Genomic DNA, 24,857 nt, shown 5'->3' on the forward strand with positions numbered 1-24,857 from the left:
GAAAACTGCGATCACAGTTTTCAACCCAATATAAGGAAAAAAATGAAAAAAATTGCGGTTTTTGGCAGTGCGTTTAACCCGCCAACACTAGGCCATAAGAGCGTGATCGACTCACTGTCTCATTTCGATAAAGTACTGCTACTGCCCAGCATTGCTCATGCGTGGGGGAAGGAAATGCTCGACTACGAGACACGTTGTGAGCTGGTGGATGCATTCATCGAAGATTTAGATTTAGGCAATGTAGAGCGTTCGACCATCGAGGAAGAGCTGTATAACCCTGGAGAAAGTGTGACAACTTTTGCTGTTTTACAAGCTTTAGATGCAAAATTCATCAATAGTGAGCTAACGTTTGTTATGGGGCCAGACAACCTGCTCAACTTTTCAAAGTTTTATCGTTCCGAGGAAATCCTCAAACGTTGGGCCGTCATGGCATGCCCAGAAAAAGTCTGTGTACGCAGTACCGATGTAAGGAATGCATTACAGACGAAATGTGATGTCTCCCACTTAACAACACCTAAAGTTTGGCGACTTTTAGCCGACAAAGAATATTATTAGGTGATATAGAGGTTCGTTGGAATGATTGGTAAGAAATTGACGCCCTTGCTGGCACTGTTTCCAACTTTTTTATTCGCGTGTGAGTTATATTCTCCAGACTCAGCCAACGAATCTATTTTGTTTCATTCCCCTGAAAGTGTCTGCTTCTCTCTTGTTGACGGCATCGAATATGATGCTGAGAAATCCAATGCCGAATACGCTTTTACCCCTCAAACGTCAGATTATGATGCTGATTACTGGTCTGACTGGGTGCTCAAGAGTGAAACGAATCCAATCGTCACCCAAGCCTTAGCATCGAATTATCTTGGTATCGGCATATGGGTGCCACAAGAGCTAGAGAAACAATTGGACTACATGGAAACAGAAGATTGGATCTTGAGTCATGGTTTGCAGTTTAGCTTAGGGTTCGGTCAACGAAATTCGGGGCACCCTCGCATGAGGCTCGACTATCGTTGGCATGAAACCTTTGACGGTGACTGGATGATGTTAATAGAGCTACCATTATAAATTGTTAACATTGTGATCATTGCAATATGCAACTGAGTTTTCCTTGATTACAATGGCGGATAAATTTTAACTGGGTTCCAGTTTAAATTCGTATTTTTTGCAGCATTGGTATCGAGTTGTAATTACTGATAATAGTATTTCTAATCATCCTCTTATTTTATTAAGAATTTTAATGTGCAGAGTTTTAAGTGTGGTTTTAAACGAATCCTAGTGGGTTTGTGGGGTACATTCGCGATCAGTGGGTGTTTTGCCGCTCCTATAAAACTTGATCTTTACACCCAAGATTTCCCTCCTCTTCAAGTCGAGCTTCAGGGTAAGCCCGAAGGCTATGTGGTTAAATTTGTTGAAGCCGTTGTTGCTGATGCTTCTAAAACCCTTCCGATGGAAATAGAAGATGTGCATTTCGTGCCCTGGAAACGTGCCATTCGAACCACTCAGCGTCAAAGTAATGTGCTTTTCTTTTCTGTCTCGCGGACCAAACAGCGTGAAAACCAGTATGCTTGGATAGGTGAGGTTTCTCCTTATGATATTGCCATTTATCGCCATAAATCGGGGCCTAATGTCGCGTTAAACAGGTTGTCGGATTTACAGGGGTATTGTGTTGCTTCACAGCCAGAGAGTGCCTTTGATGGGTTGCTGAAACGCAACGGTAAAATTGATGTTATTCCGGTCAGTTATGGGAGGCAGGCGATAAAACTGCTGCATGCAAATCGCGTCGATTTTGCGCCACTTGTCCAAGCTAGTTACCACTATCGTTTGGAACAATACGGTTTTTCACCGAGTGATTTTGTCGAAGTCATGAAAGTCGAGGAGCTTTCCAAAGAACTCTGGCTTGTAACGGGTAAAAAGACCTCACCCGAGGTGATCAAAGCACTCAAAGAAAGTTTTCAGCGTTTAAAAGCGCGTGGCGTTCTCGAAGAATTGATCGAAGAGTATCACCCCGGCAGCGAGGAGATGCGACTTTATAGAAAGCACATGGTGTAGTCGATTTACATCGTGATATTACTGAAGTCTATCCAGCCATTCGCCAGCAATTCAGGGGCTGAAATATGGTTAGAAATATTAAGATCTTGCTTTACATGGAATAGCGGCTGATAAATGCCTTTCGCAATGAGTTGTTTTTCCAGTTTATCAAACTCATCTAGCCTCCGTTTATTATCTGCTCTGTGCATCACCTTAACAATTTCTGTTAGCAGCCAAGTTTTATTCTCTGGGCTTAAACACGCTTCGTTAGAGTTTGTGCATAAAAGCCAACCCAACCAAGACATTTCAGTGTCTTCAGAAAAGACTTCACCAGTGATAATAATGTCGGCCCGCGATAGGGTATCGATGTGGTTAAACTCCGGGTATTCCAACACTTCTAGGATGCAGTCAATGCCTAATTGGGTGAGCGATGTTACTGCTAACTTCGCGGTTTCTATGTGGGTTCCCAACTGATAAGTCATGATGGTTAACCGTGGTGTTGGCTTGGGTAATCGTTCTAAGGCGCTGGCAATATGAAAGAGGTCCGCTTTGGGAATTGCGTTTGGCTCAGACACCATTCCCGTCGCGCGCGCCACTTCTTCACATTGGTCACCTGTTGGTTTTCCCATCGACAGCAACAAGTCTTGGAGTGCTGCCCTATGAGTGTATTCTTTCATCCATGGGTGGCGTAGCGGGTTAAGCATGGCGTGCACACAGCCTCGCTCCCACTGTTGGCATGATGTGAACTGTGCTTTCTGTGCAGGGCGTAAATGGCTACCGTGTACCACATGACTGTTTAACTCGAAGTCTTTTGCTTTATCACCCATGTTCCAAATTTCGATGCCGTCTATCCAAGGACGATGGCCGTGGTAGGTGGTATTTACGGTCAGTAACGTGCGCCATTCATTTTGTTCTGAGAGCACAAAAGGGCCACAGCCAAAAATCGTATCGCCAACTTGTTTGGTGATCCCCATCGCGCCGTGAGCGAGTAGTTTTGGCAGTAACATGGGCATCGAATGACTCACAAATTTTATTTTATAAAGCCCATCAACCTCGATCTCGTCGATAAATTGATACAGTGCTTTGGAAATATAGGGGGAGGCCATTAAGCGCTGGAAGTGATTATGAACGTCTTGAGCATAAAGTGGCGTGCCGTCGTGAAATTTTAGCCCTTTGCGAAGAGTAATTGAGAGTGCATGTTCTTCTAAACGCCAAGCGTGAGCCAGATCGCCGCTAAAACCCGCAGAGCTGTCATCGGCTTTGAGTAATGTTGAATAAAGGTAGTTGGCAATATGGTGCTCTGTTCGACGGTTTATCCCGATAGGATCTAGGTCATGAGTTGCGCGGTAAAAAGGGATTTTTAGTACGTCTTTTGTCTGTGGTGTGGATTGGTACTGTGACAGGTAGTCACTAAGAAAGCGGTCTTTCTCGTCATCACCTATCAACGATAAAGCGTGTTCTATTTGGCCGTTTTCTATAAGTCTATTCGCTTGTCGCTCGACTCTTTCTGCCACATTTTTTAACAGCCTTGCACTGGGCAGATTGCCTCGGCCTACGCCAGAACGCCAATCTAGAACCTCTTCTTTTACCAGTCGCTTGATGACTAATTGAGTATTTCTTCGAGTGCACTCGAGTGCTGAACTGAACTCATCCAGAGAAACATTTCTCCATTGGTGAAGACAAAGCTTATGTTGGCAAAAGGCCAGTGCTTTCCAATATCGCATAAAGGTGAAATCTCGTTTCTTGTTTTCTATTTTTCTTCATCTTTTGTTCTCGATAATAGATAAAAACGTTCATTAGAAAAGGAAAAGAACATGGATACGTTAAGTCAGCCACAAACTTCGATATGGCGAAATAAGCCGTTTGTTATTTTGTTTTCCAGCGCCTTCTTTGTTGCGTTTAGTGCGCAAATATACAACCTCGCTTTACCTTTATTGGTGTATGAACTGACTCAGTCTTCAGAGGTGATGGGCTGGATGCGCGCGGTTGAGTTTCTGCCCAACCTCTTGCTCGCGATGTTTATTGGCGTATGGGTTGATAGAGTCAATAAGAAACGTTGGTCGCAGTGGATGCTGCTTGGCCAAGTCGCTATGGTCACCGCGTCTTATCTGGCCGTAGAGACCATCAATGAACCACTGTGGGTACTGTTTCCGGCCGCGTTTTTGATGATGATGTTTAACTACGGCTATCACAATGCTCGAATGTCGATGATGAAGAGTGTGTTACCACACGAAGTGCAAAATACAGCGGTCGCGAGAATGAGTGCACTGAGCAGTTTTATGGAAACGGTGGGGCCTGTGTTATCTGGCGCGCTAATGTTGCTCTCTGCTATCCACAATGTGTTCTTAGCTGTTATGGGGCTATTACTTCTCGCTTATTGGCAGTTAGAAAGGTTGGAGTTTGAACCTGCACAGGTTGGTAAGCCGCAGAGTGTGTTTCGTGCCTTAAAAGAAGGCTGGAATATTCTCCGAGATGAATCAAACATGTGGACGATCACGCTGGCCGTCATGGTGATCAATACTACGGGCGCGGTGTTTTGGATTCAGGCGATTTATTTTGCTAAAGCGGAACTGAATTTCAGTGCAGTGGAGGTCAGCTACCTGATCGCGGCTTCAGGAATTGGTGGCTTATTGGGCTCATTTAGTGCGGACAAAGTGCGAAGTAAAATGGGGCTAGGGCGCTTATTAATTGTTGCAATTACGTTGGAAGCTCTAGGGTTTATCGTTCCCGTCCTTATCCCTGGAACATTGAGCCTAATCTTCTCATTCTTGTGGATTTCGGCCGTTGGGTTGTACAGCAGTATTTGTATCTGGAGTTACAGGCAAGAGGCGTTTAGTGAAGCGCACTTAGGCCGCGTAGCAGGTATAACCGGTTCTTTGTTTAAGCTGCTTATGCCTTTTGGGTTGGCGGGTTCTGGATACATCACCTCTGCTTTTGGTGTTGAGCCTCTATTTGTACTGTGTTTTGTGTTCCAGCTGGCAGCGGCTTTATGGCTAGCGGCGACGAATGTACGTAAGATTAAGTAATCAAACCGTGAGTTTGTGCAGATGAAAGCTGTGCTTAACTTTAAATAGCTTAAACAACGGCGGGGCGAGTCGCTCCGCATTGATGTGTGATGTAAGGGAGAATATGGAGCTTTATTTTTTGGGGACATCTTTAGGTGTACCGACCAAAACTCGCAATGTTTCGGCCGTCGCGCTACAAGAGAGCCAGGGTAAGGGCTGGTTTTTGGTTGACTGTGGCGAGGCCACTCAGCACCAACTGCTCCATACGTCGCTGACGGTGAACAATCTACGCGCGATTTTGATTACTCACCTCCATGGCGATCATTGTTACGGCTTACCTGGGTTACTTGCCAGTGCAGCAATGAATCACCGGACTGAGCCGTTAACCATCATTGCTCCTCAGGGCGTAAAAGAGTGGCTTGAAGCCACGCAAAGACTCACGGGGTTGTATTTGCCATACCCCGTCGAGTTTATAGCGACAGAAACCATGCAGGAAGTCACGCTAGGGCAATTCACTATCGATGTGACGGCGTTGACCCACCGAGTTCCTTCTTTTGCTTACCGCTTTACAGAATCACAGATCCAGCGTTATCTCGATTTTGACAAACTGGCTGAACACAATATACCGAGAGGGCCGATTTGGGGCAGGCTAGTGAAGGAAGATGAGGTGCCATTTGGCGATAACGTGCTAAAAAGTGAAGTCTTCACTTACAGAGCTCACGAGCCAAGAAAAGTGATCATTGCCGGTGACAACAGTGAGCCCGATAAATTAAAAAGCCTGAGCAAACACTGCCATGTGCTTGTTCACGAGTCGACCTATAGCAAAGAATTGGCATCGAAGGCTAAGGAATATGGCCATAGCTATGGTGAGCTGGTAGCGAGGTTTGCGAGTGGTGTTGGCATTCCGAATCTGGTTCTGACCCATTTCAGCTCCAGATATCAGACCCACCCTCAGGCCATTAACTCCATTGAGCAGATCAGACAAGAAGCACAGAGCGTGTACAGTGGGGCTCTTTTCTTAGCTGAGGATTTTGCTCGGTATCGGCTTGATAAAAGTGGGGTGCTCAAGCGTGTTGAGGAATGAAGGCTTTTACCACCATATGGATAAAAGCCTTTTATTGTTAATGAAAGATCTGGCTGCTGAAACGCAAAATTCTAATTGGATTGATCAGCGCTAAAAAGGCATCTTGATCCAACTTAATCAAGGTTTCATGGTCTCCCGCTTCGAGGTAAACATGGTCAAGGTGGGTGAGCATTTCATCACATACCGTTGCCATATGGTAAGGGCTACCCACAGGTGGGACGGCGCCGCGGTCACAGTCGGTGAACATTTGGTAGATGTGGCGCTCTTTAACCAAATGGTAAGAAGCGCTAAATTCATCATCCAGTCGCGATAAGCTGATCTTATTATTGGCAGGCAGAACCGCCATAATATGTCGCCCTTCGTGATCCTCAAGCACAACACCTTTTGCCAAATTCAGCAATGGAACGCCAGCAGACACGCCACTTTGCAAAGAACTGTTGCTATGGCTGTGATGCACTATTTGAAACGGAATATTATGCTCGTTCATATAGTGATCGAGTCGGTGAGAGATAGTCATACAAGTCTCCTTCTGTATGAGGTCCACATCTGAGTATAGGTAATGGGATTCTTGCTCACCAATTGAAATGGATAAATTCTGCGCTACGCGTTTGTAAACTCACTTCGTAGCCAGCTGCGCAGAGTCAGCACGTGTTCATTCTTTAACTTGTCTCTTTGACAGGCAAAGTAAAAGTCTTGGTAAGGGTTGGGGATTGGCTCACCTACTTCGACCAAGAGCCCATGATTGACGTCATCTTTGACAAATTGCCGATGCGTCACAAAGACTCCTAACCGTTGTATGGTCGCTTGAACGGCTTGAATCGAGGCCGAGAAGCTTAAATTATTGGCACTGTCTGGCACAGAAAGGGCGTGGCTTTCGCACCAAACCTGCCAGTCATATCTGCGTCGGTCATTGGCGGCAAAAATAGCCGGGAATTGAGCGAGTAACTGCTCAGGCGTGGTGGTGTCATTGACTAACTCGGGGCTTGCGACCATAACGAGTTCATCCTCTGCCAGACGCTCACAATAGTAGTCTTGCCATTCGTCAGGTTTTCCATGAATAATTGCCACATCCACCCCTTCGTTTTCCATCACAAAGCTTCCGGTCAGGGTAGAGATTCGAATATCCAATTGTGGCGCGAACTGATTAAAGCGATGAACACGTGGGATCCACCAATGCATGGCCAGCGAGTTGACCATATTAAGCGTCAGCCGATGGCTCTGTTGATCGCTGATCAGTTGCTGCGTGGCCTCTACAATTTGTTCCAGTGCAGGCGCGACCTGCTTGTAGTATTTTCGGCCTGCCGCGTTAAGTACCACATTGCGGCCAACTCTTTGAAATAGCGGCTGACCCAATTGGTGCTCAAGAGATTTCACCGCCTGACTTACCGCAGAATGACTAACGTTAAGTTGGTGGGCGGCATCTGTCATGCTGCCTGTTTCTGCCACAGCGACAAACGAGTAAATAGATTTTAGAGGCGCGAGTTTTTTCATCTGTAAGTTTTTCTAACTTAATGTGTAAATATTAATCGTTTTTATTTGGTGTGTGGCGCTCCTAAACTTAGCGGTATCAAGGGAGGAGTTATGCCAAACCAGTTGTACCCAATTTTATTTATGTTGTCTTCAACGTTCAGTTTGTCACTCACTGGGCTGTTTTCCAAGTATCTTAGTCAGCACTTAGATGCAACGTTCCTGAGCTTGCTGAGATTTGCCGTTCCAGCAATGTTCATTTTTATTTTCCTGTTTCGCCATAAGATCATACTCCCAAGTCGTAAAGAGATGTTAGCGCTTTGGGTTAGAGCAGTATGTATAGCAGTTTGTCAGGTGTGTTTTATATACGCGCTGATGCACTTAAGCCTTGTCGAGAGCGTGGTACTGTTCAGTACGGGACCTTTGTTTATTCCATTGTTAGAAAAGCTAATGTTTTCGGTCAACTTAAGCCGTATGAATTTAGTGGGGTTAGTCGTCACTTTTATCGGGGTCACCCTTTTGGCTGGGGATGTATCTGGTATAGAGATAAGAGCTGAGTTGTTGGTGGGGTTAGCGGCTGGGCTATTTAATGCGGGTTCTCAACTGAGCTTGTATCGCATCAGTCAGAGTCGACTCAATGCCTTTGAAATCAACCTTTGGACATTCTTATTTGCGGTTGTTGTGATACTGCCTTTTGTAGGCGTGAATGTAACGCAAAATATCACCTTGTACGATACGTCTGAAAGTAGCATGTTGGTACTTGCAATGACGATGGGGGTATTGGCGTTGTTGATCATCAACACTCAAGTGTTTCGCTCTAAAGCATACAGGTTGGCGGAGTCTGGCTCTCAGCTTGCGCCGCTCATTTTCACCAACTTAATCTTTACTGCGATATGGCAACTGATGTTCTTTGACGAAAGCTACAACTCGTTTCAAATACTTGGCTTGGCCTTGATTATCGGTGCTAATGTGTGTTGTGTCATTATCCCCAAATGGCGTAAAAGCCGCCGAATGCAGTTGCTAAGGTCATAGCCCACATTAGTGGGCTTTAGCACGTTGGAAAACTTGTCTACCGAATACGTTAATTAATGCGCCAGTAACAATCAATGAACCACCGATGTAAGTCCAGATGGATGGGATTTCGTTAAATAGCCATAAACCAATCAACGCTGAAAAGACGATCTGTACGTAAGAGTATGCCGACGCTTGACCCGCAGCTTGAGTTTGCATCGCTTTGGTTAATCCATATTGGCCGACTTGGGTAAAGATCCCAACTAGTACCAGCATCATCGTTAGGAACAGGCTCGGCCAGACGAAATTATCCCAAATCAGCATCACAGAAATGGGAAGGGCGACCAGTGGGAAGTAGAAGATGATCACCGAGCTGTCTTCAGTTTGGCTCAGCTTTCGAACAACTACATACGCGATTGAACTGCCTAAAGCGCCCAATAGCGCGGCAGCAATACTCAGCAGTGGAAGTTCGGTCATTTGGTTACCGTTTAGAGCAGGTTGCACCATCACTAATAGCCCAAGCAAACACAGTGCGATACACGCGAGGGTTGGCGCTTGCACGCGCTCTTTCAAAAAGAGCAAACCCAGCAGAGCGGTAAATACCGGATGGACATACTGGAGAATCGTTGCTTCTGCCAGTGGAAGCGTTGTCACTGAATAGTAAACGCACATCAGGGCCACGGTTCCTACCGCGCCTCGTAAGAAAAGCAGTGGTTTGTTGTTTCCCCAAAGTGAGATGCGTTTTCGTTTTACATCCAGATAGCTAAGGATCAGCGAGACCAATGCCCTAGCGGCAACAATCTCAAAAACAGGAATGCCGTACGTACTCACGTACTTAACGCACGCTGACATTAGGGCAAAACCTAAAGCAGATAAAAGCATGTATCTGACCCCAACCGGGATCCCAGAAGCAAATGTAGAAGGCATGTGAGCGAAATCATTAACAAGGTGGAACGATATGATACAACATTATCTCGGTCGGCGTTGAGCAAATTTAAAGCAGTGCTGCATACCCTTTGTTTCGGTAAGTCTTTATCAGATAAGCAGAAAAGTGGACAGGTGGATATGTTTGATTAATGTACTAGTTTAACAACGTTCTATGCATCTGATGCACAAAACTCGCATTGTCATCTTTATTAATAAATTGTAATGATGTTTTATTGTATTTGTTAATAACTCCTATTTTGTACCTATCTATCTAAAACAGGTAGACAACGTGCAGTACTGAGCAAAATGAGATTGTATTGTGAATCAGATGACTCGCCACCCAATGAACCACGCCAATGCGTCGATCTTCTCGCAGCACAACCGCTGGCTGAGATGGAAGGGCATCGAGTTACGCCTTGGTCTCGCGCTGGCAATCCTGTCGATGACCACTCTGTTGCTGGCGCTGTTTTCAACCTTCACTTTTAATCGGCTCGACCAAGCGCTGGTAGAGCTAAAAGAGAAAGATATTCCTGCTTTAGAGCAAGCCGCGCGACTGAATGACATGGTGCGTTTGGTGATCACCGACTCGTCTACCTTAACTGAAGCGGACTCTAACCTAGAGCGTCGCCAAGCCATCCAGAGTATCGAAAGCAACATCCAACAGATGACCGAGATTATGGGCAGCTTTCCGGAATACTACGCTTACTTCAAAGACATCATCGCTCAGGTGAGCAATAGCTTAAGCTTGTTGTATCAAAGCGGAGAAGAGTCTCGCCAGCTCAACCAAGAGTTAAGAAACCTGCTTGAAGGTTTTTATCCTCTGCTGCAACAAGTGAGTGATGAGCTAGACCTATTACCCTCTGAGCAGAAAGAGAAAATACAATACAGCCAGTTGAAAGCACTGCTGTACTACCAGCTCGGCTTAGTGGAAAAGCTATACAACGATAGCAGTTTTAACGAGTTGGATTACACCAGCTACCGCCTTGAGCAAGTAGGACGTGAGTGGCGTGGGTTGTGGCAGGCGAGTGGCGTGTCGGAGCAGCGCCCAGAGTTGGATGAAAAGCTGGCGGTGATTTACACCCTAGCGTCTCGTTCCAGTAAACTTTATCAGCTAAAAAACCAAGCCTTGGAACATCATTATCAACAAGAGTACTTCCTGCAAAATAGCCGCGAGTATCTCAACCAGCTTTCGATCCAAATTGAAGGCAATACCTCGAAAGTGAATCTGGAAATTGATGCCTCTATCGTCAGGGCGCAGCACTCATTAGCATCCAACCGTACACTCTCGCTCGCGTTGTCGTTGTTTAGCTTGCTCGCGGCAGCCGCGATTGCTTGGTTCTACGTACGTAAGAACATTCTTGAGCGTTTGCTGCAATTGAAAGACGACATGTTTGCGATTTCAACTGGTCACCTTGATACCAAAATCGCCGTAAAAGGTAACGATGAAGTGACGCAAATGGCCAAGTCGCTGCAAGTGTTCCAAGCCACGGCGAAAGTGGTCAAGCAGACCAACCAAAAGCTGGAAGCAGAAGTCGAAGAGCGCCGACTGGCTGAAGAGCGTTTACGTGTCACTCAAGATGAGTTGGTGCAAGCGGGTAAGCTCGCGGCGCTTGGCCAACTGAGCGTTGGCATCACCCACGAGATAAACCAGCCGCTCACCGCGGTCAACAGCCACGTCAGGAGCGCGCAGAAATGGCTCGAACAGCAACGTACTGACAAAGCTGTGATCAATCTGCAAAAGATCGAGCAGTTGTTAGAAAAGGTGGCGGCATTAACCCATCACTTGAAAGCGTTTTCGCGCAAAAGCGACGGCAAAGTTTCGGCTACGCGAGTATTGCCCGTGGTCAGTGATGCCATTGAATTGTTTGCTAACCGAGAGGTTCCGATCCAACTTGAATGCCGTATTACTCAAAACGAGATGGTACGCGCGAACGCGATTCGACTTGAGCAAGTGCTGGTGAACCTGTTGAGCAACGCGGTAGATGCAGTGAGCGACAAAGACAATCCGTTGATCCTGGTATGTATCGAACGCCAGTTGAACGATATTACGATTTCGGTGAACGACAACGGCAAAGGAATCGCCGAAGACGATCTTCCGCATATCTTTGACCCGTTTTACACCCGCAAAGAAGTCGGCAAAGGGCTTGGGCTCGGACTGTCGATCGCGTTTAACATCATTAAAGATTTTGGTGGCTCGATTAAGGTGTCATCAAATCCGGAACAAGGTACAGAGTTTAAAGTACAACTAAAACAAGGCGAGAACTCATGAACATGGAAAAGCACGTCACGCTGATAGACGATGAAGTGGATGTAGTTGAAGCGGTGAGTGAAATGCTGGAACTAGAGGGTTTTAACGTCACTTACTTTACTGACCCCAAACAAGGACTTAAATGTCTGTCGCCAAGCGCAAAAAACGTCGTGTTGTGCGATGTGAGAATGCCAGAAATGGATGGCCTAATGCTGCTGGATGCGGTGCAAAATCGCGCGCCAGGTTGTGAAGTGATCCTGATGAGCGGTCACGGTGATATCCCGATGGCGATAGAAGCGATGAAGCAGGGCGCATTCGACTTTATCGAAAAGCCGCTCGACAGCGACGAAGTGATCGAAAAGCTCAACTTAGCGATTGAACATATTCAGGCGCAGCGGGATCTCAATGACGCCGAGGACCTGCCGATTGAATCGGTCGTGATTGGCGAATCGCAAGCGATGGAGCGGATCCGCAGTCAGGTGCTTGCGCTATCGCGTACGGGTGTCGATACCATCATCAATGGTGAAACGGGCACGGGTAAAGAAGTGATTGCACGCGCGCTTCATCAGTACAGCGAACGCAGAGACAAACCGTTTGTTGCCATTAACTGTGGCGGTATGACCGAGAGCATTATTGAGAGTGAGTTGTTCGGCCACGAAGCGGGCTCCTTTACCAGTGCAAACAAAAAACGCATCGGCAAAATTGAGCAAGCGCACGGCGGCACGTTGTTTCTCGATGAAATCGAAAGTATGCCCATTGCGGTACAAATCAAGCTGCTGCGTGTGATCCAAGAGCGGGTGATTGAACGTGTCGGCGGGAATACTTTGATTCCCGTTGATATTGTCGTTGTTGCGGCGAGTAAAGCGGACTTAGCGAAGTTGAGCGAGAGTGGGGAGTTCCGCGCCGACCTGTTTTATCGACTAAACATCGCCAGCCTGAATCTGCCACCATTGAGACAGCGTAAAGAAGATATCCAAGCTCTGTTTAGGCACTTTGTGGTGCAAGCGAGTCAAAAATACAAAACCCGTCCGTCCAGTTTGTACGCTGAGCAAATCCAGCAGTTGTGCCGCCACGATTGGCCAGGAAATGTGCGTGAATTGCGTAATGTGGCTGAGCGTTTTGTGCTCGGTATCGTTGGCGATGGCTTTGATCTGCAAACCCCAGCAACATCGGGTGAAGAAAGTTATTCATCGCAGCAGCCTTTTGCGTTCGAGCAGCAAATGGAACAGTACGAACGCAATGTACTGACCGAAGCGCTGATTGAAATGGCGGGCAACATCAACGAGGTGTCACTGCGTTTGAACTTACCGCGCAAAACCCTGTACCGCAAAATGAAAAAGCACCAACTGGATAAAGAGAGTTTTAAGCCCAATCGGGAAACTACGCAGCAAAATCAACCTTAAGACACAAATGACCCAATCATCGTGAAGTTGCAAGTGTGCGCATTTATATTATTGAAAGTATTGGTTATTTTTTTTGGCATGGAGTCTGCTAATTGAGTGGTTGCTCTGTGACAGAAATAAAATACCCAGCGTTGTTATCAAATCTAAACGCAACCGTGTTTTGGTTGATGGAGCAATCACAAATTAACAATCAATTTTGCTAGAAGGAGAAACCGATGAAGCAAATCTTTATGGGTAGTATTGCTCTATTATTAGGTGTCAGCTCATTGGCAATGGCAGGGAACGAGCCAGCTCAAGTCGGACCACGACCACTGTACCTGGTCAACGATATGGAAGACGGAGAGCTAAAAACGAAACTTCAAAGCTGCAGTGCCGGTCCTTTTCACCGTACAGATTTTTCTATCGGCCACCGCGGCGCAGCGATGCAATTCCCTGAGCACACCAAAGAGTCATACTTAGCGGCGATTGCGATGGGGGCTGGCGTGTTGGAGTGTGACGTGACGTTTACCAAAGACAAACAGCTTGTCTGTCGCCACTCACAAAGTGACCTACACACCACTACCGATGTATTGGCGCATCCTGAGCTTGCCAAAAAGTGTACCGTGCCATTCAAACCAGCAAACCCGGCGACAGGCGAAGATGCACAAGTAGAGTGTCGTACCTCTGACTTCACTTTAGCGGAATTTAAAACGTTAAAAGGTAAGATGGACGGCGGCAATCCGAAAGCAACCAGCGTTGAAGAGTTCATGCAAGGTACACCGAGCTGGCGTACCGATCTGTATTCGCAAACGGGTACGTTGATGACCCACGCAGAAAGTGCGGAGTTATTTAAGAAGTACGGCGTAAAAGTGACGCCAGAACTGAAAGCGGCTGCGGTAGAGATGCCTTTCAACGGCTTTAGCCAAGAGATGTACGCGCAGAAGCTGGTGGATGAGCTGAAGCAAGCGGGCTTTAGTGCGAAAGATGCCTATGTGCAGTCTTTCAATCTGGATGATGTGAAGTACTGGGTCAACAAAACGCCTGCATTTGGCAAACAAGCGGTGTATCTCGATGACCGTATGTATGAGCAAGAAGGTTTCGTTGCGACGCTGGACAACATGAAAGCGCTGTCTGACGCGGGCGTAAACATTATTGCGCCACCGCTATACGCGCTGCTTGCCCTGGACAACAGCAAGAGTATTGTCCCATCAGAATACGCTAAGCTGGCGAAACAAGCGGACTTAGACATTATCGCGTGGACGCTTGAGCGTTCTGGCCCGCTGGCGCAAGGCGGTGGTTGGTACTACCAAAGCGTGAGCGAGCAAATTGACCAAGACGGCGACATGATGAAAGTGCTTGATGTGCTAGCTCAAGATGTTGGTGTACTGGGCGTGTTCAGTGACTGGCCATCCACCGTCACTTACTACGCGAACTGCATGGACATATAAGTCTGATAAAATGTGATGACTAGAGGGCCGAAAGGCCCTTTTTTATGCAGGACACAAATGACCCAAACCAATAAAATTGAGCAGGACATAAATGACCCAAACTTAAATGTACTTATTGATGTTGTTTTTAAGTTATTGATTTTAATGAAAATTAAAAATGGCACAGCATCTGCAATAGAGAAAATGAATAATACAATAACGTGAATGTAAGGTTCTAATATGAAAAACAGTGTAAAAGGATTGTTAATCGCTGGCTCTTTGCTGCTGCCTTCAGTTGTACTGGCTAATGACTGTGAGAATCGTGGTGTTCTGGATGAACGCTACTGCGACGACAACAATGACTTAGTCGCGGATTCACCAAAAGATTCAGCCGAATGGATCGACCCAAGTACCCTAGTGTTTACCTACACGCCAGTGGAAGATCCTGCGCTCTACAAAGACGCGTTTGCCGACTTCCAAGCCCATCTAAGTAAAATTACGGGTAAAAAAGTCATTTACTATACCGTGCACTCAAACTCAGCTCAGGTAGAAGCGATGCGTTCTGGCCGTTTGCATGTGGCGGGTTTCTCAACGGGTCCAACGGGTTACGCGGTTAACTTAGCGGGTTATGTGCCTATCGCAGTAAAAGGCGATGAGAAAGGCTTCCAAGGCTACAACCTGATCACTATCGTGCGTAAAGACAGTGGTATTGAATCCATGGCGGACCTAAAAGGGAAACGTGTTGCCCACACTTCTGCGTCATCCAACTCTGGCAACCTTGCCCCTCGTGCCCTATTCCCTGCTCACGGCCTAGTCCCGGACGAAGACTACAAAGTACTGTACTCAGGCAAACACGACCAATCGATCCTTGGCGTTTACAACGGTGACTACGATGCAGCGCCAGTCGCATCAGATGTGTATGACCGTATGGTCGCAGCGGGCCGTGTTGACGGTGAAGAGCTGAAAATCATCTACCGTAGCCCACGTTTCCCAACCTCAGCGTTTGGTTACGCGTACAACCTAAAACCTGAGCTGGTCGATAAGATCAACGAAGCGTTCTTTAGCTACCGTTTCACACCAGAAATGAGCGCAGCATTTAAAGGCGCGGACCGCTTCTCGCCAATTACCTACAAAGAAGACTGGTCTGTCATTCGCGATATCGCGCACGCTACGGGCACGGCTTACACCAAAGCTGGTCTAAAAAAGCTGGCTGAGAAAGATGCCGCTAAGCGCGCGAAGAAGAAAGCCGCAGAGCTCGCTAAGCAAGCGAAAAGTCAGTAACTCCAACTTCACTTTCAACGTCAATTCGTACAGTGCTCTAACGAGTAGGGCACTGTACACCCCAAATTTATTACAAGGAACAGTTGTATGGCCGTAGCAAGCTATGACGGAATAAAGATCAACAACCTATTTCATGAGTACGTGGCAGGCAAGCCAATCCTTAAAGGCATTGATATCAATATTGATAAGCCGGGTATTATCGCCATCATTGGCCCTTCAGGTACGGGTAAGAGTACTTTACTGCGTTGCATTAACCGTCTGAATGACCCAAGCGGCGGAGAGATTATTTTTGAAGGCGAAGACCTGACAAAACTGCAAGGTCAGGCGCTACGTAAACAGCGTCGCCACATTGGTATGGTTTTCCAAGAGTACAACTTAGTTGAGCGTTTAACGGTGATCGAAAACGTACTCAGCGGTCGTTTGGGTTATATGAGTGCCTGGAATGCATGGCGCAGAAATTACTCGCAGCAAGACCTGAAAAAAGCTTTTGAACTGCTAGAGTTTGTTGGCCTGCAAGACTTTGCCAACCAGCGTGCAGACAGCCTGTCTGGTGGTCAAAGACAGCGTGTCGGTATCGCCCGTGCAGTGATGCAAGACCCGTATATTCTGTTGGCGGATGAACCGACTTCGTCACTCGACCCGAAAACCGCGGTGGAGATCATGGAGCTGATGGAAACCTTCGCCGAGCAGAAGCAGATCCCGGTTCTAGTCAACATCCACGATGTGAATCTGGCTAAGCGTTTTGCCACCCGCATTATTGGTATGTGTAACGGTAAGGTCCATTACGACGGCGGTCCGGAAGGCATTACAGAAGACGATCTCAAGATCATCTACGGGGGTGAATCATGGCTGGATTAACTGCCGATGGCAAAGTAGAAAACCCGTTTAAAGCCTCATGGGTAACTCGAGTTGGGATTGCCGCGGTGATCGCGTATTTGTTTTACAGTGTCTCGACTCTAGGTTTGACGTTTGACCGTTTAGTCATAGGTATTGGCGAGAGTGAGCGCTTACTGGCTAGGATGTTCCCGCCTGATTTTTCACGAACCAGTTTGTTGTTGGGTGGTTTAGCGGAAAGCTTACAAATCGCGATTATTTCGAGCTTTTTCGGTATTGTCATTTCACTGTTCTTGGGTTTGCTTGCAGCGAGAAACATGATGCCAGCGATCGTCTCGACGCCAGTACGCGGCTTTATCGCTTTATGTCGTTCGTTCCATCCGGTCATTATCGCGATTCTGTTCGTGAAAGCGGTCGGCTTTGGTGCTTTAGCGGGTATTTTAACGCTGATTTTTGCGTCGATTGGTTTTATTGCCAAGTTGTTTGCCGAGGCGATTGAAGAGATCTCATTCAAACCGGTAGAGGCAATTCGCGCCACTGGCGCAAGTTTTGTCAGCGTGATCTTATATGCGGTGATGCCACAGGTGTTTACCCGTTTTATCGGTTTTGCCAGCTACCAGCTCGATTCCAACCTGCGTAACTCAACCATGGTCGGTATTGTAGGGGCTGGTGGTTTGGGCGGTACTTTGTTTTCGGCTTTCCAACGTTTCGACTACGACTTCGTTGCGGCGATTTTGATCACCATTATCGCGCTGATTCTGGTCGGGGAGTTTTTGTCTAATGTAGTAAGGAGAATCTTCTGATGACGACGGCTTCAATTGATAGAGAATGGCAGCGATTTACCTTTAGTGAGCGCATGGCTCGCTACGCGGTGTACTTGTGCATGGTGTCTGCGATCGTATGGTCTTGGCAAACGGTGGAGGTCATTCCTGAATTCCTCTATGACGCGCCAGCCCAGTTTGCGGATATGTTCCAGCGCATGGTGCCGATGGAGTATGGCTTTTACCCAGAAACCATTCACGCAGCCCTAATAGAAACTTTACACATCGCGACGCTAGGGACGTTGTTTACATTGGTGTTTGCGATTCCTTTGGCATTGCTGAATGCCCCCAATATTACCCCGAACAAGACACTTAACTGGATTGCGCAGTTCTTCTTGGTGTCATCACGCTCGGTTAACTCACTGGTTTGGGCGCTGCTGTTTATCGCCTTGTTTGGACCGGGTGTATTGGCGGGGATCATGGCTATCGCGGTGCGCAGTGTCGGCTTTGTCGGCAAGCTGCTTGCAGAAGCCATCGCCGAGGCCAACATGGGTACCATCGAAGCGTTACGTGCCACGGGTGCGTCACCGATGAGTATTTTACTCAAAGGTTATTGGCCACAAATCATGCCAGCGTTTTACTCGATTGTGTTGTTCCGCTGGGACATCAACGTACGTGAGTCGGCGGTATTAGGACTGGTGGGCGCGGGTGGTATCGGCGTGGTGCTTAACGATGCGCAAAACCTGTTCGAGTGGCAGAAAGTGTCGATGGTACTCTTCAGCATTTTTGCTGTGGTGATCGTTGCTGAAGCGCTAGTGGTACATATCCGTAAAAAGCTTATTTAAAACGTTTTAAGAATCGGAACTTTTCCTTTCTAGAGTCCTTAGGTTAAGTTCTGTTATTCCCGACTGCGAGTTCCATCGTAGTCGGGAATTATTATTTTGGGCTCGGCAACGTTGATCTTATTCGCCGTGCTTAAGGGCGATAAGCTGCTCAACAAACTCTGCAAAACCATAGCCGCCAGGCTGAGTCGTCACCAGTGAAGGCTTGTGTTGCAACTGTTGCCAATAGTTCTCAATGTTCTTTACCCCGATGGTTAGCGGCAGTGTCTCAAACATTTGTTGATCGTTGAGCGAGTCACCAACGTAGCAACATTGCGTCAGTATTTGCTGCTCCGATAAGCCTTTCTCCGCCAGATAGCTAAGAGAGGTATGTTTCTTTGAATGCTCGCCGTACCAAGCGTTAATATGGATTGAACTGGCGGTGGCGTGCGCGCCCAACTCGTGGATTTGGCTGATAATGGCTCGGACGATATCGCTCGCCAGTGGCGCACGATTTTGGCCAATATCTATCGCTACTTCACACAGGCGATAGGCTTGATCCAGTGTCAGGTCGACGTCGGGGTAGTGTTCTAGAATTGATTCGACAGACGTTTTGAGCTTCTCTTGCTGCTGGCGCATAAATGCTAGGTCGACACTGGACTTGAGTGTTAATCCAGAAGCGCCTTTCTCCATGATAAACGCGCCATTCTCGCCCAATACCGCATTGACTGGCCAAAGCTGCGCGATGTGATCGCACCAACCCGCGCATGCCCCGGTGACGGCGATAACTTGAATATCGTGTTGCTGGAGTTTGTCTAACGCGAGCAGCGTTTCTGGTGGTAGCTTGCCGTGCCAAGTGAGCGTGTCGTCAACATCGGTTAGCACGTATTTGACTGATTTCCATTCCTTTGAAAGTACGTTTTCCATACAAAATTTCTTCACTACTTATATGAGCGATTATTGTATAAATATTCGGTAGTTAAGTCAGTGATATGAACGAGGTTAGGCGGAGTTTGACGCACGTTTTTAGCGCTTTTCTGTTGTCTGACTAGCTTGCCGAGTGTCGTTGGAAATCTTCGACCGCGAAGTCTATTAACGCGCGTACTTTGCGTGGTATTTCGTGACCAGAAAGGTAAGTGGCGTAAATGGTTCGTGACTCAAGTTGGTATTGATCCAATAAGACGATCAACTGACCACTTTTGAGTTCATCTTGGATAACAAAATCTGGACATAACGCAATACCACAACCTGCCAGCGTCCAATCTCTGACGATCCGCGCACTGTTCACCATCAGCTTTTTGCTTGGTGAGAAAACAAATTCTTGATTGCCACGCTTAAACGACCATTTGTTGTGCTGTTGGCGGTTGGTATCGATAACAAAATCGTGACCTTCGAGTTCATTGGGGTGCTTAGGTTCGCCACAACGTTTGAGGTATTCCGGCGAAGCGACCAAGTGACTTTTAAGCTCTCCCAGTTTACGGGCTTTCAGTGAGGAAACCATCGGCATACCGACACGAAAGGCAAGGTCAAAACCGTCGGAGGCGAGATCAACGTATTGGTCCGTTAAGCGCAAATCGAGTGAAATATCGGGGTGGAGCGTGCTAAAGCGTCTTAGCATATCTTGCAAATGCACTTCACCAAACGTCACTGGCGCCGAGATTCGCAGCGTTCCGGTTAAGCCTTTGGATTCTTCCGAAACCAGCACCAACATATCGTCGAGCTGATTCAGCAAAACGGGCGCACGGGAGAGCAGCTCTTGTCCGGCAGTGGTCAGGCTGACTTGGCGGGTGGTGCGCTGCAGTAATCGAGCGCCAAGTTTCTCTTCTAATTGGGCGACGTATTTTGATGTCAGCCGGTTGGAAATGCCCAATCGTTCAGCTGCTTCGGTAAACGAACCGGTTTGCGCGGTGGCAACAAACGCTTTTAAGCCGTCAATTAAGTCCATCTCTTTTGCTCCATTGAGAACATTTTGTTCAATATGATTCTATATAATCCACATTGTGTTGAATAGTGAGCGAGCACATACTCTTCACATACGAACTATCCATATACAAAATGTGCCGTCGCGGTTAGCTCAATCAAAGCTAATGGTGATGCAGCCATAAACTAAGGAATCGAGTATGAGTTTGTCTGCTTTACAACAATTGAAAGAGCGTTTGCCGTTATCAGCGCGCATGCCGTTGGTTTTTCTTGGTCATGGCTCGCCAATGAACATTATTGAAGACAATGACTATCGCACAATGTGGTCTGAACTGGGCCAAACGCTACCCAGACCAAAAGCGATTTTAGTGGTGTCTGCGCACTGGATGACGTCGGGTTCAACGCTGGTGGATGTGTCTGAAAACCCGCGCACGATCCACGATTTTTACGGTTTTCCGGATGCGCTTTATCAGCAGCAATACCCTGCTCAAGGTGAGCCTAAGCTGGCTGGAGAAGTGGCAAGCATGCTAGGTGAATTCCACACCCATACCGACGATGCTTGGGGGTTGGATCATGGTGCTTGGGCGTTATTGCAGGCGATGTATCCAAACGCTGATGTGCCAGTATTTCAGCTGTCCGTTGATGTGACACGTGATATGCAGTGGCATTTGGCGATGGGTAAAGTGTTGTCAGATCTTAGAGATCGCGGCGTGTTGATCTTAGGGTCGGGGAATATCGTGCATAACTTGCGTCAGTTGAGGTTTGATGGCCAAGCTCATGATTGGGCGCAGGAGTTTGATGCTTACTTTGCCAATCAATTGCATGAGCGTAATTTTGCTGCGTTGGCCGATATGAATGCGATGGGCAGCTTGATGAAGATGTCTAACCCGACACTGGAGCATTACTCGCCAGCGTTAACCATTGCTGGTGCGTCAGATGAGCGAGACGACATGATCACTCTGGCAGAGGGCATTGATTTGGGCTCTGTCTCGATGCGCTCGTTTATGTTTTACGCTAGATAATGGCGCAAAAAAAAACACCGAACGAGTTCGTTCGGTGTTTGTACGTCAATGGTGCTTTAGATTAGTTTTGGTAAGCCGGTAATTCAGAGCGAAGCCCTTTCACCAAGCTGACACACATCAGCAACAAGACAAAGGTAAACGGTAGCGCCGTTGCGACAACACCGGATTGCAGTGCTTGCAGCGCTTCTTTACCACCAATCCACAGCATGACCGCTGCGATTGCTCCTTCAACACATGCCCAGAAAATACGTTGTGGTACAGGCGCATCAATTTTACCGCCCGCGGTAATACTGTCGATAACCAGTGAGCCTGAGTCTGACGAGGTGATAAAGAACACCAAGATCAGCATGATAGACAGAATCGAAATCACTGAACTGTAAGGCAGCGCATCATAAACGTGGAACAGCGTTAGCGAGATGTCTGTCAGGCCATTGGCACCTAATTCACCCACTTTGTTCACAACCTGATCTAGCGCGATACCACCAAATACTGACATCCAGATCAACGTAACGGCAGTAGGGATCACAATCACAGCGAATAGGAACTCACGTACTGTACGGCCTTTTGATACTCGCGCGATGAACATACCAACGAATGGTGACCAAGAGATCCACCAAGCCCAATAGAAGACTGTCCAACCGTGCATCCAAGTGGTGTCTTCACGTCCGTGAGGGTTACTCAGTGGGATAATGTTTTGCGCGTATGCCAGAGTGGTGTCCCATAGTGATAGCAGCGCGGTGTCTAGGCTGATGTAAGTCACGAAGATCAGTAGCGCAAACGCGACAACCATGTTGACGTTACTCAGCAGTTTGACACCACCATCAATACCACGAACAACGGACAGCACAGCGATAAAGGTGACAAATGTAATCACGATCATCTGAGTGCCAATACCACCTTCAAGGCCAAAGACATGGTTAATACCACTGGTTGCCTGTTGCGCACCTAAACCCAGTGATGTCGCCAGACCAAACAAGGTTGAAAGTACTGCCAAGATATCAATCACGTGGCCTAACCAGCCCCATGCGCGGTCACCAAAAATCGGGTAGAACGCTGCGCGCAGAGAAAGTGGCAGCCCTTTGTTGTAAGCAAAGAATGCGAGCGACAAGGCGACAATCGCGTAAATACCCCAACCGTGGATTCCCCAGTGGAATAGCGTCGCACCCATTGCCAGTGATTTGGCTTCTTCACTGTAAGGTTCTGCATTCAGCGGCATCCCCCACCAGTCAGTAAAGTATGCGGTTGGCTCTGCGACACTCCAGAAAAGAAGTCCGATACCCATACCAGCGGCAAACAGCATCGATAACCAAGAAATAGTTGAGTGTTCAGAAACCGCGTCTTTACCACCAATTCGGATCTTACCTAAAGGCGAGAACAGTAGTGCGACAGCGAAGAATAAAAAGAAGTTGGTTGACCACATAAAGAAGACGTCAAAGTCTTCGATGATGCCATTTCTAAGTCCGTTTAATGCGTCTCTTGCGGTAGCCGGGTCAAGAATGAGAAGAGAAACAAGGCAAAGCAGAACAAGGCCTGCGCTAATCCCAAAAACAGGATTGTGAATATCGAATCCCCACTTTTGAACATTGTCTTGTCCAACCTGATAGTCGGTCGTTTCGATACTATATTTTTTTAATGCATTATCCATAAATACAATTTCTACGTTTTATCTAAACGCCTTTCTCTACTGAGAAAGACAACAAAACCGCCTCCAATTAATTTGAGCTCTAAAGTTTAAGTTGCGGCGGAAGTGTAACAAAGATCACAATTTGATTCAAATGTCTGTAATTTATCTCAAATGGTTGCATTTATAATCGTGATCCATCGTGAAATTATTATGACGTCTAAATAAATTTTGACTTAAGATATTTTGGTTTGAGTTTTCAGTCGCTCATTGAGTTCGGTTTTCTGGCGGAAAGCTTTGCCAGTATTGGGGTTGTAAGATGTACATGCGTTTGACGTCACGGTAGCTCCCGTTGATAAAAAACTCTCCCACCAAATGTCCTTCTTCAATAAAGCCACACTGCTTGTAGAGGTGAATGGCTTTTTCATTTTCCACTGAAACCAACAAGTAGATTTTGTGTAGATTGAGAATGGAAAAAGAGTACTCCAATGCGCGGTGCACAACTTCTTTGGCGTAACCCCTACCTTGATGATCCGGTGCAATAATGATCTGGAACTCGGCACTGCGATGGATGTAGTTGATTTCGATCAGCTCCACCAGGCCTATCAGTTCTTTGTTTTCATTTTCGACTACAAAACGACGCTCGGCATCGTCGTGGATATGTTTTTGGTAGAGTTCTTCCAGCTCATCATAAGATTCATAAGGCTCTTCGAACCAGTAAGTCATGATATTGCGGTTGTTGTTGAGGTCATGGATAAAACGCAGATCGGAGCGTTCAAGTGCTCGAATAGTCAGACCTTTCGTCATGGTGTTTCTCCAAACAAGGAAAGTGGCCAAGGTGAGATAGAAGCCCTTCTACCTGCAATAACCGTGGCTACTTGCTTATTGATTGTACAGAAACCTAGGGACTAAGCGAGTTGTAATACCACTGCATTTCTTGGTGAGTGAGAAAGCGTGTTAACGTTAAATGGGGTGTGCCTTACTGCGCTGTTTGCGGTATTCGCTGGGCGTTGTTCCCACGACTCTTGAAAATTCACGATTGAAATTTGATTTGGTTTGAAACCCTGAATTCATCAATATTTGCGTGATGCTATCGTCAGTGGTCGCAATCAATTGCTGAGCATGTTTAATACGATATTCGTTGATGAGCTTAGAAATGTTCTTTTTATGTATCAAGTTCACAGCCATCGAGATCTGCTTCGCGGGAATGGTGAGCTTACGCGATAACTTGGACAAAGTGAGATCCGGGTCGAGGTAGGTGTGTTTATCGGTCATCAACTCGTGCAGTGCCGCCAATATGTGTTGGGCATTTTCGTTGGACATTCCCGGGTTATGGAGTGCTTCATCGGCTATGTCTGTGTTTGGTCCTTCTGCTGGGACAGCTTTGGTTTGCTGCTGAGTGTAAACCCCAACCGTGACCACAGCGATGGATAAGATCGGCAGTAAAAACAGATGCCCGATGGTCAGGATGTAGAGCGAATATTGTCCACCAGTGAGCGCGAAATCAAGTGACATGGCGGTGTCTATCATCGCAGAGAAAAGCAGCATCCAACCTGCCACGGTTTCCGCTTTTTTTACTCCCTCCCAATGGCTAAATGACACGTTAATTAACAGTTCATCTTTCGTGGATCTGCTAATGAGTGCGATGCCGTAACCAAGATAAATGAGCGTAATGAGTTCATCCATCGGCGCGCGCCAAAATGACTGGGAAATCAACGCTAAAAAAACCAGCAGCGGCGCGATTATGTGCAGTTTATTGAAGGTGTTGCGATTCGAATTGGCTTTAGTAAAAAAGTGCCAGGCGAACACCGGAATTAATGACGCCATCACTGGTTGCACGTAGTGAAGTATGGGCCAATTCAAGGTCCAGCGTAGACCAACTATCGACGTTGTTATTGCACATACTGCCAAAAATAGGCATGAGCTTTTGGCCTGTTCGGCGAAACGAAGATGCAGGTTAATGGCCAATAATACCAGTAATAAAGAGACCACAAAGGGAATAGGAATAGACAGCATACAGG

The 24,857-nt window shown here is 47.0% G+C and carries 23 protein-coding genes; 14 read left to right on the plus strand and 9 right to left on the minus strand.

Going from position 1 to position 24,857, the window contains the following annotated elements; genetic code table 11:
• Window positions 1-42 precede the first annotated feature (42 nt).
• The 3 genes from VNE01S_RS04105 (at window position 43) to VNE01S_RS04115 (ending at window position 2,046) form a co-directional block, all read left to right on the plus strand.
• Window positions 43-555 (plus strand): nicotinate-nicotinamide nucleotide adenylyltransferase, encoded by a 513-nt coding sequence (locus VNE01S_RS04105; RefSeq protein ID WP_053396098.1) that lies wholly within the window; start codon window positions 43-45, stop codon window positions 553-555.
• A 21-nt stretch (window positions 556-576) separates the two neighbouring features.
• A complete protein-coding gene (locus VNE01S_RS04110) occupies window positions 577-1,062 on the plus strand; it encodes a hypothetical protein (protein WP_053396099.1) in 486 nt (161 codons plus the stop codon).
• Window positions 1,063-1,272: 210 nt separating this feature from the next.
• Window positions 1,273-2,046, plus strand: a complete 774-nt coding sequence (locus VNE01S_RS04115; protein ID WP_245649868.1) for a substrate-binding periplasmic protein — start codon at window positions 1,273-1,275, stop codon at window positions 2,044-2,046.
• Between the two features lie 5 nt (window positions 2,047-2,051).
• On the opposite strand, the gene VNE01S_RS04120 is transcribed toward VNE01S_RS04115, so the two are convergent.
• A complete protein-coding gene (locus tag VNE01S_RS04120; RefSeq protein ID WP_053396101.1) occupies window positions 2,052-3,749 on the minus strand; it encodes an ABC transporter substrate-binding protein in 1,698 nt (565 codons plus the stop codon).
• Between the two features lie 90 nt (window positions 3,750-3,839).
• Here VNE01S_RS04120 and VNE01S_RS04125 point away from each other — a divergent pair, with 90 nt between their 5' ends.
• A complete protein-coding gene (locus VNE01S_RS04125) occupies window positions 3,840-5,051 on the plus strand; it encodes an MFS transporter (protein WP_053396102.1) in 1,212 nt (403 codons plus the stop codon).
• Window positions 5,052-5,154: 103 nt separating this feature from the next.
• Window positions 5,155-6,114 (plus strand): ribonuclease Z, encoded by a 960-nt coding sequence (locus VNE01S_RS04130; protein ID WP_053396103.1) that lies wholly within the window; start codon window positions 5,155-5,157, stop codon window positions 6,112-6,114.
• Window positions 6,115-6,151: 37 nt separating this feature from the next.
• Here VNE01S_RS04130 and VNE01S_RS04135 read toward each other — a convergent pair whose 3' ends face one another.
• Entirely contained in the window at window positions 6,152-6,631 is a 480-nt protein-coding gene (locus tag VNE01S_RS04135; RefSeq protein WP_053396104.1) for an aminoacyl-tRNA deacylase, read from the minus strand.
• Window positions 6,632-6,714: 83 nt separating this feature from the next.
• Entirely contained in the window at window positions 6,715-7,605 is an 891-nt protein-coding gene (locus tag VNE01S_RS04140; RefSeq protein WP_053396105.1) for a LysR substrate-binding domain-containing protein, read from the minus strand.
• Window positions 7,606-7,695: 90 nt separating this feature from the next.
• On the opposite strand from VNE01S_RS04140, the gene VNE01S_RS04145 reads away from it, so the two are divergent.
• Window positions 7,696-8,613: a DMT family transporter gene (locus tag VNE01S_RS04145; RefSeq protein WP_053396106.1), complete on the plus strand. Its 918-nt coding sequence runs from the start codon at window positions 7,696-7,698 to the stop codon at window positions 8,611-8,613.
• Window positions 8,614-8,619: 6 nt separating this feature from the next.
• Here the strand turns inward: VNE01S_RS04145 and VNE01S_RS04150 are convergent, their stop codons facing one another.
• Complete coding sequence (locus VNE01S_RS04150; RefSeq protein ID WP_053396107.1) at window positions 8,620-9,519, minus strand: DMT family transporter; 900 nt, start codon at window positions 9,517-9,519, stop codon at window positions 8,620-8,622.
• A 343-nt stretch (window positions 9,520-9,862) separates the two neighbouring features.
• Here VNE01S_RS04150 and VNE01S_RS04155 point away from each other — a divergent pair, with 343 nt between their 5' ends.
• The 7 genes from VNE01S_RS04155 to phnE (VNE01S_RS04185) all read left to right on the plus strand — a co-directional run bounded on the left by VNE01S_RS04155 (window position 9,863) and on the right by phnE (VNE01S_RS04185) (window position 18,297).
• Window positions 9,863-11,788, plus strand: a complete 1,926-nt coding sequence (locus tag VNE01S_RS04155) for an ATP-binding protein (protein ID WP_053396151.1) — start codon at window positions 9,863-9,865, stop codon at window positions 11,786-11,788.
• Window positions 11,785-13,170, plus strand: coding sequence for a sigma-54-dependent transcriptional regulator (locus VNE01S_RS04160; RefSeq protein WP_053396108.1), 1,386 nt, complete (start codon window positions 11,785-11,787; stop codon window positions 13,168-13,170). The genes VNE01S_RS04155 and VNE01S_RS04160 overlap by 4 nt, the downstream gene beginning before the upstream one ends.
• 215 nt (window positions 13,171-13,385) lie before the next feature.
• A complete protein-coding gene (locus VNE01S_RS04165; protein WP_053396109.1) occupies window positions 13,386-14,597 on the plus strand; it encodes a glycerophosphodiester phosphodiesterase family protein in 1,212 nt (403 codons plus the stop codon).
• A gap of 219 nt (window positions 14,598-14,816) precedes the next feature.
• Window positions 14,817-15,857: a phosphate/phosphite/phosphonate ABC transporter substrate-binding protein gene (gene phnD / locus VNE01S_RS04170; RefSeq protein ID WP_053396110.1), complete on the plus strand. Its 1,041-nt coding sequence runs from the start codon at window positions 14,817-14,819 to the stop codon at window positions 15,855-15,857.
• 87 nt (window positions 15,858-15,944) lie between these two features.
• Window positions 15,945-16,715, plus strand: a complete 771-nt coding sequence (gene phnC, locus VNE01S_RS04175; RefSeq protein ID WP_053396111.1) for a phosphonate ABC transporter ATP-binding protein — start codon at window positions 15,945-15,947, stop codon at window positions 16,713-16,715.
• The gene (phnE, locus tag VNE01S_RS04180) at window positions 16,703-17,494 is read left to right on the plus strand and encodes a phosphonate ABC transporter, permease protein PhnE (protein ID WP_053396112.1); all 792 of its coding nucleotides are present in this window, start codon (window positions 16,703-16,705) and stop codon (window positions 17,492-17,494) included. Before phnC ends, phnE (VNE01S_RS04180) begins: the two co-directional genes overlap by 13 nt.
• On the plus strand, window positions 17,494-18,297 hold the full coding sequence (phnE, locus tag VNE01S_RS04185) for a phosphonate ABC transporter, permease protein PhnE (RefSeq protein WP_053396113.1): 804 nt from the start codon (window positions 17,494-17,496) through the stop codon (window positions 18,295-18,297). The genes phnE (VNE01S_RS04180) and phnE (VNE01S_RS04185) overlap by 1 nt, the downstream gene beginning before the upstream one ends.
• Before the next feature lie 117 nt (window positions 18,298-18,414).
• Here the strand turns inward: phnE (VNE01S_RS04185) and VNE01S_RS04190 are convergent, their stop codons facing one another.
• Together VNE01S_RS04190 and VNE01S_RS04195 are read right to left on the minus strand one after the other, a co-directional pair.
• The gene (locus VNE01S_RS04190; protein ID WP_053396114.1) at window positions 18,415-19,200 is read right to left on the minus strand and encodes an HAD-IIB family hydrolase; all 786 of its coding nucleotides are present in this window, start codon (window positions 19,198-19,200) and stop codon (window positions 18,415-18,417) included.
• Window positions 19,201-19,321: 121 nt separating this feature from the next.
• The gene (locus VNE01S_RS04195) at window positions 19,322-20,218 is read right to left on the minus strand and encodes a LysR family transcriptional regulator (RefSeq protein ID WP_053396115.1); all 897 of its coding nucleotides are present in this window, start codon (window positions 20,216-20,218) and stop codon (window positions 19,322-19,324) included.
• Between the two features lie 175 nt (window positions 20,219-20,393).
• On the opposite strand from VNE01S_RS04195, the gene ygiD reads away from it, so the two are divergent.
• Entirely contained in the window at window positions 20,394-21,215 is an 822-nt protein-coding gene (gene ygiD / locus VNE01S_RS04200) for a 4,5-DOPA-extradiol-dioxygenase (protein ID WP_053396116.1), read from the plus strand.
• A gap of 61 nt (window positions 21,216-21,276) precedes the next feature.
• Here ygiD and VNE01S_RS04205 read toward each other — a convergent pair whose 3' ends face one another.
• From VNE01S_RS04205 to VNE01S_RS04215, 3 genes are all read right to left on the minus strand, one after another.
• A complete protein-coding gene (locus VNE01S_RS04205) occupies window positions 21,277-22,860 on the minus strand; it encodes a BCCT family transporter (RefSeq protein ID WP_053396117.1) in 1,584 nt (527 codons plus the stop codon).
• Window positions 22,861-23,103: 243 nt separating this feature from the next.
• The gene (gene speG, locus VNE01S_RS04210; protein WP_053396118.1) at window positions 23,104-23,643 is read right to left on the minus strand and encodes a spermidine N1-acetyltransferase; all 540 of its coding nucleotides are present in this window, start codon (window positions 23,641-23,643) and stop codon (window positions 23,104-23,106) included.
• A 156-nt stretch (window positions 23,644-23,799) separates the two neighbouring features.
• Window positions 23,800-24,852, minus strand: a complete 1,053-nt coding sequence (locus tag VNE01S_RS04215) for a helix-turn-helix domain-containing protein (protein ID WP_053396119.1) — start codon at window positions 24,850-24,852, stop codon at window positions 23,800-23,802.
• Between the last annotated feature and the right edge of the window lie 5 nt (window positions 24,853-24,857).

Origin of the sequence: Vibrio nereis NBRC 15637 (genome assembly GCF_001591105.1) — a bacterium.
Classification (GTDB): Bacteria; Pseudomonadota; Gammaproteobacteria; order Enterobacterales; family Vibrionaceae; genus Vibrio; species Vibrio nereis.